This is a genomic window from Streptomyces sp. NPDC048383 (genome assembly GCF_040651775.1).
GTDB lineage: Bacteria > Actinomycetota > Actinomycetes > Streptomycetales > Streptomycetaceae > Streptomyces.
Genome location: NZ_JBEZKS010000027.1, coordinates 26,329 through 38,452 on the forward strand (window position 1 = coordinate 26,329; position 12,124 = coordinate 38,452).

The 12,124-nt window shown below is 73.4% G+C and carries 8 protein-coding genes and 1 pseudogene; 4 read left to right on the forward strand and 5 right to left on the reverse strand.

Annotated features, from left to right (window positions below):
* The first annotated feature begins 254 nt into the window (after positions 1-254).
* Positions 255-755: a hypothetical protein gene (locus AB0D46_RS19705; protein ID WP_281209983.1), complete on the forward strand. Its 501-nt coding sequence runs from the start codon at positions 255-257 to the stop codon at positions 753-755.
* Between the two features lie 47 nt (positions 756-802).
* Here the strand turns inward: AB0D46_RS19705 and kstD are convergent, their stop codons facing one another.
* The 3 genes and pseudogenes from kstD to AB0D46_RS19720 all read right to left on the reverse strand — a co-directional run bounded on the left by kstD (position 803) and on the right by AB0D46_RS19720 (position 4,288).
* Positions 803-2,596 (reverse strand): 3-oxosteroid 1-dehydrogenase, encoded by a 1,794-nt coding sequence (gene kstD, locus AB0D46_RS19710; RefSeq protein WP_362879010.1) that lies wholly within the window; start codon positions 2,594-2,596, stop codon positions 803-805.
* A gap of 159 nt (positions 2,597-2,755) precedes the next feature.
* Positions 2,756-3,686 (reverse strand): annotated as a pseudogene (locus tag AB0D46_RS19715) (hypothetical protein).
* Entirely contained in the window at positions 3,683-4,288 is a 606-nt protein-coding gene (locus AB0D46_RS19720) for a TetR/AcrR family transcriptional regulator (protein ID WP_362879012.1), read from the reverse strand. Before AB0D46_RS19720 ends, AB0D46_RS19715 begins: the two are co-directional and overlap by 4 nt.
* Before the next feature lie 93 nt (positions 4,289-4,381).
* Between AB0D46_RS19720 and AB0D46_RS19725 the strand changes: the two genes are divergently transcribed.
* A complete protein-coding gene (locus tag AB0D46_RS19725) occupies positions 4,382-4,876 on the forward strand; it encodes an FBP domain-containing protein (protein WP_362879014.1) in 495 nt (164 codons plus the stop codon).
* 97 nt (positions 4,877-4,973) lie between these two features.
* Here AB0D46_RS19725 and AB0D46_RS19730 read toward each other — a convergent pair whose 3' ends face one another.
* Positions 4,974-6,098, reverse strand: coding sequence for an aminoglycoside phosphotransferase family protein (locus tag AB0D46_RS19730; RefSeq protein ID WP_362879015.1), 1,125 nt, complete (start codon positions 6,096-6,098; stop codon positions 4,974-4,976).
* Between the two features lie 229 nt (positions 6,099-6,327).
* Here AB0D46_RS19730 and AB0D46_RS19735 point away from each other — a divergent pair, with 229 nt between their 5' ends.
* On the forward strand, positions 6,328-7,827 hold the full coding sequence (locus AB0D46_RS19735) for a hypothetical protein (RefSeq protein WP_362879017.1): 1,500 nt from the start codon (positions 6,328-6,330) through the stop codon (positions 7,825-7,827).
* Between the two features lie 156 nt (positions 7,828-7,983).
* On the opposite strand, the gene AB0D46_RS19740 is transcribed toward AB0D46_RS19735, so the two are convergent.
* Positions 7,984-9,408: a SpoIIE family protein phosphatase gene (locus AB0D46_RS19740; RefSeq protein WP_362879019.1), complete on the reverse strand. Its 1,425-nt coding sequence runs from the start codon at positions 9,406-9,408 to the stop codon at positions 7,984-7,986.
* Between the two features lie 452 nt (positions 9,409-9,860).
* Here AB0D46_RS19740 and AB0D46_RS19745 point away from each other — a divergent pair, with 452 nt between their 5' ends.
* Positions 9,861-12,116, forward strand: coding sequence for a molybdopterin cofactor-binding domain-containing protein (locus tag AB0D46_RS19745; RefSeq protein ID WP_362879020.1), 2,256 nt, complete (start codon positions 9,861-9,863; stop codon positions 12,114-12,116).
* Positions 12,117-12,124: the final 8 nt, after the last annotated feature.

Sequence of the window (12,124 nt, forward strand, 5' to 3'; positions counted from 1 at the left end):
GGGGGCCGCCCACCCGGACCGCACCCTCCGTCGCGCGGCCGGCACCCGAGGAGGGCGCCCGACCGGCCCCGGGAACGCCACTCCCGCCCCACCCGTGCACACCGGTCCCCGCAGGTCCGGGCCGCCGCCGGGCCCGGCGGCGCGAGCGCCCGTCTCCGGTAAGGAGCGGATTCCTCCGAAGGTCCGTACCCGCAGATCCGCCACCCCCGGGGCCCCCGCGCCGGAAAACGCGCGCGGCCACGTACCATGGCGGCATGTCCTTCCTCCGCCGCCACCGCGCCGCCACACCCGCCGGCCCGGACTTCGATGTCCTGGCCATGGACCCGGGGGACTGGCCGGGCAACCTCGGGGCCGGGCTGCTCCCCGCCCCCGACGGCAGCTGCCAGGGCGTCTTCCTGCGCTACGACCTGTTCGGCGGCCGCGGCCCCGCGATGATCATCGGCAACCTCCCCGAGGGGTCCCCGGCCCGGGACCTCGCCGAGGGCGAGGTCCCCTTCGAGGTGGCCCAGCTCCTCGACGCCCTCGAGAACGAGGAGGAGGTGGAGGTCACCGGCTCGGAGGACTGCCCCGTCATGCAGGGCGACAACCTCCTCATCGTCCGCAAGGTCAAGCTCTCCGAGAGTCGGATCTCCTGCGTGCAGTTCGACCGCAGCGACAACGTCCTCGTGACCATCGCCAGCTGGGACCGGCCGATCACCGACGACCTGTACGCGCTGCTCAAGCCGCTCCCCGCCGAGCTGTTCCAGCAGGGCTGAGCCCGCCGGAACCGCACGGTGCGAGGGTCGCGGCGGCCCGGTCCGCGTCAGGCGTCCGCGATGTCGTTCGCCGCCACCCAGCCGAACGTCATCGCGGGCCCGATCGTCGATCCGGCGCCCGCGTAGCTGTGGCCCATGACCGCCGCGCTCGCGTTGCCCGCCGCCCACAGACCGCGGATCACCGAGCCGTCCGGGCGCAGCGCCCGGGCCCGTGCGTCCGTCACGATGCCGCCCTTCGTCCCCAGGTCACCGGGCACGATCCTGAACGCGTAGAACGGCGGCACCCAGACCGGCGCCAGGCACGAGTTCGGGTGCACGTTCGGGTCCGTGTAGTAGTGGTCGTACGCCGTGTCACCCCGGTGGTGGTCGGCGTCGGTGCCGTTCCACGCCTGGGCGTTGAACCGGTTCAGCGTTGCCCGCAGCGCGCCGGCCGGCACCCCGATCTGGCCGGCGAGGGCGTCCCAGGTCCACGCCTTCTTCGCCGCTCCCGCCTCGTACCAGGAGTCCGGGAAGGGCAGGGTCGGCAGGATGTCCTTGAACAGGTACTTGTTGCGGTAGTGCTGGTCCACGATCAGCCAGGCGGGGATGTGCGAACCGGCCGCGCCGCGGTCCTTGTCGTACATGACGTGCACCACGTCGCTGTACGGGGCCGCCTCGTTCACGAACCGGACCCCCGCCCGGTTGACGATCAAGCCGCCGGGCAGCGTCCGCTCCGCCAGACAGAAGTACGGTTCCCCGGGCAGCGGGATCGACGGTCCCCACCAGGCGTCCTCCATCAACGCCAGCCCGGCCCCGGCCCGTTGGCCCGCGCGGATGCCGTCGCCGGTGTTCTCCTTGGCGCCGACGGACCACTGGGTGCCGATCGGCTGCTGCTGGTACTGCGCCCGCATCTGCGCGTTGTGTTCGAAGCCGCCGGAGCCGATCACCACCCCCTTGCGGGCGCGCACCACGCCCCGTGCGCCCGCCTTCTCCACCACCACGCCCGTGACCGCGTCGCCCTCCTGGACGAGGTCCACCAGCGGGCTGTTCAGCCACACCGGAACCCCCGCCCGCCGCAGCCCGGCGCGCAGCCCGGCGGCAAGCGCCTGCCCCATCGTGAGCGGCTTCTCCCCGCGCAGGGCCGCCGCCGTGCCGCGCGCCAGGCACTCGGCGGACACCGCGAGCCCCCTCGCGCTGACCGCCGCGAGGTTGAGCCACTTGTAGTCCTGGCTGAACACGACCATCCCGGCGGGCACCGGCATGTACGCCGGGTTCAGGTGCGCCAGCTCGGAGCCCAGGACGTTCCCGTCGATCTGGTCGGGCTCGATGGAGCGGCCGTTCGGCAAACCGCCCGGCAGGTTGGGGTAGTAGTCGCTGTAGCCGTCCATGAAGCGGAACCGCAGCGGACTGTTGGCCATGACGAAGTCCAGCATCCGGGGCCCGTTCGCGAGGAACGCCTGCTGCCGGTCGGCCGGCACGTCGGGGCCCACCACCGCCGCGAGGTACGTCGCCGCCTTCTGCGGGGTGTCCGGCACCCCGGCGCCCAGGATCACCGAGTTGTTCGGCAGCCATATCCCGGCGCCGGAGCGGGCCGCCGAACCGCCGAAGGTCGGCGCCTTCTCGACGACCAGGACGCTCAGGCCCCGCTTCGCGGCGGTCAGGGCGGCCGTCATCCCGGCGGCCCCCGACCCGACCACGACGACGTCGTACTCGCCGAGCGGCGCCCCGTCGGCCCGCGCGGTCCCCGGCAGGACGGTGGCGGCGAGCACCCCCGCGCCCGTCCCGGCGAGGACGGTCCGGCGGGAGGGCAGGGAGGGTGAGGCGGGGCGGGAGGGCAGGGAAGGGGCGGGGCTTTCGGTCATGGGCGGGCTCCAGCGGGAGGGGAGGAGGGCGGCTCCAGCATTTCTGATGCTGAGTCAGAAAAGGTGTTAGGGGGATCATGTGATGTCAAGGGATGCGCCGCCGCCGGCGCCCCCGACCGTCGGAAATCGGGGGAGTGGTACGAGTGAACGCGGCCCCGCTCAGCGGGAGTCGGCGGTGAACGGCCCGCCGGCGCCGAAGGCGGCGCGGGCGAAGCGCTCCCCGATGAGGCGGTGCGTGGCGGCGTCGGGATGGAGGTCGTCGGGCATCGGCAGCGCGGCCTCGTCGGCCTCGCCGTAGAGGGCGAGCCCGTCGAGGTGGTGCAGGTGCGGGTCCTCGGAGGCCCGTTGCCGGACGACCCGGGCGAGTTCCTCCCGGACGACCCGCAGCGTCAGCTTTCCGGCGGCGACCTCGGCGGGATCACCCGCGGCCTTGAACCGAAGGCGCCCCTCGGTCGCCCCCTCGACGTTCATGGCGCTGGGACCCGGAGTGCGCTCGTGGAGGGCGCAATGGAGCGGCGACACGACGAGCAGTGGGGTCGAGGGGTGCGATCGAGCTTCCGTGGTGCAGCCACACCCTGCGGCCGGTCGGGGGCGGGGTCCGGACGGGGGCGTCGGTGCGCAGGGCGACGAGGCGGGTGCTCTCGTCGTACGGCAGCCAGATCTCCACGTCCTTGTCGGCGCCGCTCAACCCGTCGAACCGCAGGGTCGCCATCGGGCCGGGTCGGGTCACCGCGGTCCCGGCGGCCATGTCGATGGTGAGGACGTCGCCGTGGGGTGCGCGGGCCGTGCCCGCGAGCCGGCCGTCCACGAGCAGCTCGTACACGCCGTCGGGAGCGGGTGCGATGCCCGGGTGGACGCGTTTGGTGGCGACCACGTCCAGTTCGACGGTCGTGGCCCGGGTGCGGAAGGCGATCCGCACACCGGACGGCTGCGCCTCCGCGAGGGCGGGCCCGCCGACCGGGATCTGCAGCCGGGCCCGCGGCGGCAGCCGGTGCGGGAGCACGCCGCGTTCGGTGTGTTCCAAGTCGATTGCGCCGCGCAGCAGTTCAGCGGTGACGGGGGTGGTGGTCCAGCCGGCTCGTCCGTTCATGTCCCGCTCACTTCGGTCAGGGGGGTGGTGGGCCAGTGGCGCAGCAGTACGTCGAGCGCGTCGAGGATCTCCGTCCAGCTCTCCCGGGACTCCGGCGCGCTGTGGTCGAAGCCGCCGGCGCCCTCCAAGGTCACGAAGCCGCTGAACACGCTGCCCAGCAGGCGCACCGCGTGCGTCTCGTACGGCTCGGCCAGACCGTACCCGCGCAGCACCGAGCGGATCAGTCGCGCGTGCCGGACGGCGGCGCCGGCCGCGGCGGAGTCCGGGTCGAGCGGGCAACGGGCGGCCACGAAGCGGCCGGGGTGGGCGAGGGCGTAGTCGCGGTAGGCGTGGGCGAAGGCGGTCAGGGCGTCCTTGCCGGCCCGGCCGGCCACGGCGTCCGCGGCCCGGTCGGCGAGCTCCTCCAGGGCGAGCCCGGCGATCCGGGTCCTCAGGTCGTGGGCGTTGCGCACGTGCGAGTACAGGCTCGCGGTCCTGACCCCGAAGCGGCGGGCGAGTTCCGCGGGGGTCGCCTGCTCGAAGCCGATCTCGTCGGCCAGCTCGGCTCCCGCCCGGACCAGGCGTTCCGTGGTCAGTCCCACCCGTTCCGCCCGCGCCGCCATGTCCGTCCTCCGCTTCCGCGCCACCGCTCGCCGACAACGCCTATTGACATTATGCATTTGCCTAATTCGTTTAGGCAACTTAGCGTGTCGGTCATGAAGCCGCTGACCGAGCAAGAGATCCGCACCGCCTTCGTGAACTGCACCAAGGGTGAGGCGAAGCGCCTGTCGATCCCCCGTGACCTGGCCGAACGGCCCTGGGAGGACCTCGACTTCCTGGGATGGCGCGACCCCCAGGCCCCCGACCGCGCCTACCTCGTCACGCTGCTCGACGACCGGCCCGTCGGTGTCCAGCTGCGCGCCTCGACGGGCGGCGGCGCGGGGCAGGCGCGGCGCAGCATGTGCACGGTCTGCCTGACCACCCACACCGGCGGCGTGTCCCTGCTCGTGGCGCCCAAGGCGGGCAAGGCCGGCCAGCAGGGCAACTCGGTGGGCGTCTACATGTGCGACGACCTCGCCTGCTCGCTCTACCTGCGGGGCCGCAAGGACGCGGGCGTCGGCGGCCGGCTCCAGGAGTCGCTCACGCGGAAGGAGAAGATCGCCCGGACCGAGGCGAACCTCGCCGCGTTCCTCGCCAAGGTCACCGACTGAGGCGAGGTCGCCGACCGGGCCCGCGCGCACGCACGCGATCCCGTGCCCGCACACGGGGTGCGGGACACGGGATCGCGGCTGGATCCGGGGCGCTGGCTCAGCGCGTGCCGACCGCCGCGCGGACGGCCCTGCGGGCCATGCCGGCGTCGTCGTGCAGTCGGCGCAGCAACAGGCGCTGCTCCTCGCCCGAGGACAGGGCCCCCACCGGCAGCGGCCGGCTCGGGGCCGTCGCCACCATCGAGCGCTGCACCGCCGTCTCCGACATCCGGATCTCCCGGGTCAGCACCAGCATCAGGTTGACCAGGAAGGCGTCCCGGGACGCCGGGCCGGCCGACTGGGCCAGCCGACTGATCTGGCTGCGCGCCGCGGGGGCGTCGCCCAATACGGTCCACAGGGTGGCCAGGTCGTAGCCCGGCAGGTACCAGCCCGCGTGCTCCCAGTCGAGCAGCACCGGCCCGGCCGGGGACAGCAACAGGTTCGAGAGCAGGGCGTCACCGTGGTTGAACTGCCAGGGGGTGCTCGCCGGCCGGAGCCCGTGCAGCAGCTTCTGCAGGTCCCCGAAGTCCCGGTCGGTCAGCAGACCCAACTGGTGGTCCCGCGCGATGCGCCGCGCGTAGTCCACCGGCTGCCCGAACAGCTCCGTCGGCGGCCGCCACTGGTTCACCCGGCACACCGCGCCCAACGCGGCCCGTACATCGGCCCGCGGCGGGGCCTCGACGGGGTGCCGCTGGAGCGCCGCCACCCGGCCCGCCATCCGCTCGACCACCAGGACGCAGTTCTCGGGATCCGCGGCGATCAGCCGGGGCACCCGGACCGGCGGGCGGTGCCGGACGAACGTCCGGTACGTCGCTATTTCGTGCCGGTACCGCTCGCGCCACTCGGGCGAGTGATCCAGTAATACCTTCGCCACCGCGGTCATCCGTCCGGTCGTCCCGACCAGCAGGACCGACCGTCCGCTGCGCCGCAGCACCTGGACGGGAGTGAACTCCGGACAGATCCGCTGCACCGACGCGAGCGCGGTGCGCAACTGCGCGCCCTGCGGCCCCGACAGGTCGATCCGTCCGCTGAGCGGCTGTGACCCGGCCCCCGGCATCCGCCGGGCCCGCAGGGCGCCCTGCGCCGGGGCCGTGGGACGAGCGGGATCGAGGTAGGGGTTGCCGCCCGCCTGGAGCGTGCGGTGCGGCCGGACCGGGGCGGACACGGAGGACGTGGCTGCGTACATGGCGTTTACGGTTCCCTTCGTGCGCCGACGAGTTGCGTACGCCACCCCGCCGATCCCGGCTTCACCCTGGGGAGTTCCGCCGGTGACCGGGTCGGGGAGGCGCATTCCTACCTGACACCGGGTGGCCCATGGCGAACCATCGGGCGTGCCCTGGCGAAGCCTGGCGAATAGTCGCTGGGCATCTGACGGGGGGCTACTGTCAACTCAGCCGAGAACCTGGGGGCTTGACGTGAGCAAGGGACCAAACACCCGTCTGAACGACCTGTTCGGCCTGGCCGGCTGGTCGAAGGGCGAACTCGCGAGGATGGTCAACAGGCAGGCGGCCTCCATGGGCCACCACCAGTTGGCGACCGACACCTCGCGGGTGCGGCGCTGGATCGACATGGGGGAGACCCCGCGCGAACCGGTTCCCACGGTACTGGCAGCCCTGTTCACCGAGCGGCTCGGTCGTGTCGTGACCATCGAGGACCTCGGGTTCGTACGGCAACGGCGCGCCACGAAACGGCAGCCGGACGGGGCGAAGGAGAACCCCGACGGAGTGCCCTGGGCGCCCGAACGCACAGCCGCGGTCCTCACCGAATTCACGGGAATGGACCTCATGCTCAACCGTCGCGGTCTGATGGGCGCGGGAGCCGCGCTCACCGCCGGCTCAGCCCTCAGCAACGCCATGTACGACTGGCTGCACACCGACCCCGCCGCCGCGAAGGAAGCGCGGAGCTTCGGCGGTGAGGCCCACCACGCCGATCCGGCGGGCTACGACCGCTACGAGGCCGCGCCGATCGGCTCCCAGGAGATCGAGGCCCTGGAACGGTCGGTCGAGGTCTTCCGGGCCTGGGACGCCTCCAGGGGTGGCGGACTCCAGCGCAAGGCCGTGGTGGGGCAGCTCAACGAGGTGGGCGGCATGCTCGCCTACCACCACCCGGACCACCTCCAGCGCAGGCTGTGGGGGGTGGCGGCGAACCTGGCGGTGCTCGCGGGTTGGATGTCGCACGACGTCGGCCTGGAGCCCACCGCCCAGAAGTACTTCGTCATCGCCGCGCACGCGGCGCGCGAGGGCGGCGACCGGCCGCGCGCCGGCGAGGCCCTGTCCCGGGCCGCCCGTCAGATGGTGCACCTGGGCAAGCCCCACGAGGCCCTGGACCTGATGAAGTTGGCGAAGTCCGGCTCCGGCGAGCAGACCCTGCCGCGCACCCGGGCCATGCTGCACACCATCGAGGCCTGGGCGCAGGCCGCCATGGGCAAGGGCCAGGCCATGCGGCGCACGTTGGGCGAGGCCGAGGACCTCTTCGTCTCCGACAAGGGCGACGTTCCGCCGCCGTCCTGGATGCAGCACTTCGACGAGGCGGACCTGCACGGCATGCAGGCCCTGGCCTACCGGACGCTGGCCGACCACGACGCCACGGCGGCTCCGGTCGCCGCGCGCCACGCCAAGGCGGCGTTGCGGTTGCGCGGGGACGGCTACCAGCGCTCGCAGACCTTCGACTACATCTCCCTGGCGTCGGCCTGCTTCATCGCCGACGATCCGGAGCAGGCCGACCGCTACGCCCGCCTCGCCCTGGTCTCGATGAACGAGACCTCCTCGCACCGGACCTGGGACCGGCTGCGCGAGATGTACCGGCTCACCGGCCAGTACGCCGGGTACGCGCGGATCGAGGACCTGCGCGAGGAGATCGAGCTGGCCCTCCCCGACAGCCCGGCGCCGCGCGCCCCGCGCGGCACCGGAGTCTGAGGGGGACGCCGGTGTCGGACCCCGGGGACGAGAAGGGCCGCGCCGTTCGGCGCGGCCCCTGATGCCCCACGTACCCGTGGCGCGGCGGGCTCCTCACACGCCCGATCACACGACCGGCGCAGTCGGCCGGTCGCCGATCCGGACCGACCGTGTCGGTCAGTCGCCGATCCGGGCGACCAGGATGCAGGCGTCGTCCTCGCGCTCGTTCTCGCCGAACTCCTCCGTCACCATCCGCACGCAGTCGCGCGCGGACCGGGCGGCGGAGAACCGGGGCGCGAGGGCCAGCAGCCGCTCGGTCCCGTCGGCCCGGCTGAACCCGATGCTGCGCGGGGTCAGTCCGTCGGTGTGCAGGACGAGTACGTCGCCCGCTTCCAGACGTTCCTCGGCCTGCCCGTAGACCGCGCCGGATGTCGCGCCCAGCAGGACGCCCTCCGGCGGGAGCAACGGGCGGCCCTGGCCCCGGCGGAACAACAGGGGGGCGGGGTGGCCGGCCTGCGCCCAGGACAGGACGCGCCGGACCGGGTCGTAGCGGCAGCAGACGGCCGAGCCGAGCGCGGGTTGGACGGAGGTCTCCAGCAGTTGGTTGAGCCAGCCCATCAGGGGTCCCGGCTCGATGCCGGCCATGGCCATGCCGCGCAGGGCGCCGAGCATCATCGCCATGCCGGAGGTCGCGCTGACCCCGTGGCCCGTCAGGTCACCGACCGTCAGGAGGGAGCGCCCGTCGGGGAGTTCCAAGGCGTCGTACCAGTCGCCGCCGATCAGCGCGCTGGTCGCGGAGGGCAGGTAGTGGGCGGCGACGTCCAGCGTGCCCGCGTTGTCGTGCGGGAACCGCAGGGAGCCGCGCCACGGGGGGAGCACGGCTTCCTGCAGCTCGACCGCCAGCCGGTGCTCGGTCTGCGCGATCTCCCGCCGGCGTTGGAGCGAGTCGTGCGACTCGCGTACCGCCCGCTGGCTCCGGCGCAGTTCACTCACGTCCCGCAGCACGGCCCACATGGAGGCGGTGCAGCCGTCGGAGTCGAGTACCGGCTCGCCCCTCATGTGCAGCGTCCGTACCCGGCCGTCGGCCCGGACGATGCGGAATTCGCCGTCTATCGGTTTGCCGTCCACCAGGCAGTCGGTGACCATCGCGGTCAACGTCGGTTGGTCCTCGGAGAACAGGGTGGAGCCCAGTTCGTCGAGGGGGAGCGCGCCCGCCTCGGGGGACCGGCCGAAGATCTGGAAGAGCTCCTCGGACCAGGTCACCTCGTCGGTCAGCAGGTTCCATTCGGCGCTGCCGACGCGCGTCGGACGGTCCTCGGCGGTGGTCTCGGGGGCCGCCTGCGGCGCTGCTACGGGCTCGGGCGCCGGCGGGAGGCCCTCCTTGAGCTGGCCGAGGTGCTGACGGAGGTCGTCGAGGTGGTGTACCGCGAGGTCGCACAGCGCGCGCTGCCACCGCCCCTGGGCGTCGTCGTCGTCCACGACGGTGTCACGACGCACCGCGTCCACTTCGCCCCGCAGTCGGCGCGTCTGCGAGATCAGCGCGTCCACCGATCCCGGCTCGGGCGGCTGCGCGGGAAGGTCCGCGTACAGGTGGGACGGCATGAGAACTCCGATACAGGCGCGGCGCGGCCAGGTCTGAAAGAAGGACCGGTTACGACTGTTGCACAGGGCGAGTTGGGCTGTAAGGCGTTTGGCAACATCCGTAGCGGTCTTGCGACGGGCATATGCCAGCGGCGATCCGGGACCTCGTGCCGTGTGCGAACGAAACCGGTCGGGGCGTCGGCGGACCGGCCGGAAAGCGGCCTTCGGGACGGGAGGGTTCGATCGTGCGGTCGAGTTGTGCGAGCCGCATGCGGACGGGCGCGCCCCGCCCGACGTGTCGGACGCACCTCCGGGTCACCCCCCGAACGAAGGACCCCCCTGCCCGGGGATGACGGGGCTCGCCGGTCGCCGGCGCTTCCCACCCCCCTCGGTGATCGCTACGCTACGCGTCGGTAACGAGCCGGGGGCGGTCCGCACCGGCGGACCCGGGGCAGGGCGGGGGACAGCACGACATGACAGCGCAGAACCGTGCGGACGAGGGCGCCCGCGCGCCGGACTCCGCCGGTCGGACCCGACGCTCCTTCCTCACCCACCTCGTCGCCGCGCCCACGCTGGCCCTGGTCACCCGGGCGGGCGCCGACGTCCTCGCGCCGCAATCCGCCCACGCCGTGATCCCGAGCCTGCCCGCCCTCGCCGACCTGGTGGACCTCGGAGACCTGTTCATCCTGGCCGGCGCTCCCACGTCGGCCCTCCTCGCCCTGGCCGTGGACCCGGACGGCACCGTCCGCTTCCGCCTGCCGCGCGAGGAGGTCGGGCAAGGGCTCACCACCGCCGTCGCCATGCTCGTCGCGGAGGAACTCGACACCCCGCTCGCCCGCGTCCGCGTCGAACTCGACGACGCGCGCCCCGAGCTGCTCTTCAACCAGCTGACCGGCTCCTCCAACTCCGTCCGCTCCCTCTACGGGCCGGTGCGGCAGGCCGCGGCCACCGCCCGGGCCCGCCTCGTCGCGGCGGCCGCCGCCGGCTGGGGCCTGCCCGCCTCCCGACTGACCACCGCGCACGGAGCCGTCCGCGCGCCCGACGGCCGCACCGCGAGCTACGGCAGCCTCACCGTCGCCGCCGCCTCACCCGCGCTGATCGTCCTCGGGGCCGCCCCGAAACCCGCCGCGGAACACACCCTGGTCGGTACCCCGACCAGCCGCGTCGACGCCCGCGCCATGGTCACCGGGGCCCAGCGCTACACCCTCGACCTCGACGTGCCCGGCGCCAAGCCCTGCGTGGTGCGCCGCCCGCCCACCCTCGGTGGCGGCGTGCGCGCCGTCGGCAACCGCGCGGCCGTCCTGGCCATGCCGGGGGTGCTGGACGTGGTGACCGTCCCCACCGGTGTCGCCGTCATCGCCGAGACCTTCGGCCAGGCCATCGACGCCAAGTCCGTCCTCCAGGTCACCTGGGGACCCGGACCGGCCGACCACCTCTCGGACCCGCAGATCCGGACGAAGCTGCGCGCCGCCGTCCCACCGCTGCTGGTGCCGCCCCTGCTCACCCCGTACGTGGACGCCACGTTCGACTTCGCCTTCGTCAGCCACGCCCCGATGGAGACCAACTCCGCGATCGCCGACGTGCGGGACGACCGGGCGGAGATCTGGTCGGGACTGAAGTCGCCCATCGTCGCGCGCCAGTCCATCGCCGCGGACCTCGGGCTGCCGCTGGACAAGGTGACGGTGCACGTGGTCCAGGCGGGCGGGTCCTTCGGCCGCCGGCTGTTCTTCGACGCGGCGCTGGAGGCCGCCCGGATCTCCAAGGCCTGCCGCCGACCGGTGAAGCTGATGTGGACCAGGGTGGACGACACCCGGCACGGCCGGATGCGGCCCGCCACCCACCACCGGATCCGGGCCACCCACCTGCTGGGCGAGGTGCTGAGCTTCGAGCACCGGGTCGCCGCCGCCGAGACCGACTTCCGGCACGGCCTCGGCGAGATCATCACCGCGACGGCGGCGAGCCTGCCGACGGGCCTCGGCAACGCCACCCTCGCCCAGACCCTGTTCCACACCACGGTCAAGAGCCCCTACCACTTCGGGCTCACCACCCAGGCCCTCACCGAGGTGCCGACCGGCATCCCCACCGCCTCCTGGCGCTCCGTCTACTCGGCCAACACCAGGGGCGCCGAGGAGATCGTCGTCGACGAACTCGCGGCGGCCACCGGCAAGGACCCGTACCGCTTCCGCCGGGCCTTCCTGAAGACCGACGCCCAGCGTGCCGTCCTCGACAAGGTGGCCGCCGAGGGGGAGTGGGGCCGCGCCCTGCCGGCCGGCTGCGCGCAGGGCATCGCCTTCCACGAGGAGTACAAGTCCCGTACGGCGTGCCTGGTGGAGATCGACGCCCGGGACCGGGAGCGGGTCCGCGTCACCAAGGCGGTCATCGCCGTCGACGTCGGCCTGCCCGTCAACCCGCGCGGGCTGGAGGCCCAGATGATCGGCGGTCTCACCGACGCCATCTCCACCACCCTGCGGGCCGGGCTGCACCTGGACAAGGGGCTGCCGTTGGAAGGCAGTTACAGCCAGTTCCACTGGGCGCGGCAGCGCGACACCCCGCGGGACGTCCGGGTCTTCGTGTTCCGGGCGACCGGCGCGGAGCCGGGCGGCGCCGGTGAGCTCGGGGTGCCGGCCGCGGTCGGTGCCATCGCCAACGCCTGGGCCCGCGCCACCGGGTCGAAGCCGCGCAGCTTCCCGCTCGACTTCGACGTCGACTTCACCCCCTACCCGCGCTGACCGCTGGA

Coding starts and splice junctions, on each gene's coding strand:
- AB0D46_RS19725 (WP_362879014.1), top strand. CDS start 4,382: ATGAAGCCGCTGACCGAGCAAGAGATCCGCACCGCCTTCGTGAACTGC.
- kstD (WP_362879010.1), bottom strand. CDS start 2,596: ATGACCGAAAGCCCCGCCCCTTCCCTGCCCTCCCGCCCCGCCTCACCC.
- AB0D46_RS19740 (WP_362879019.1), bottom strand. CDS start 9,408: ATGCCGTCCCACCTGTACGCGGACCTTCCCGCGCAGCCGCCCGAGCCG.
- AB0D46_RS19720 (WP_362879012.1), bottom strand. CDS start 4,288: ATGGCGGCGCGGGCGGAACGGGTGGGACTGACCACGGAACGCCTGGTC.
- AB0D46_RS19730 (WP_362879015.1), bottom strand. CDS start 6,098: ATGTACGCAGCCACGTCCTCCGTGTCCGCCCCGGTCCGGCCGCACCGC.
- AB0D46_RS19705 (WP_281209983.1), top strand. CDS start 255: ATGTCCTTCCTCCGCCGCCACCGCGCCGCCACACCCGCCGGCCCGGAC.
- AB0D46_RS19745 (WP_362879020.1), top strand. CDS start 9,861: ATGACAGCGCAGAACCGTGCGGACGAGGGCGCCCGCGCGCCGGACTCC.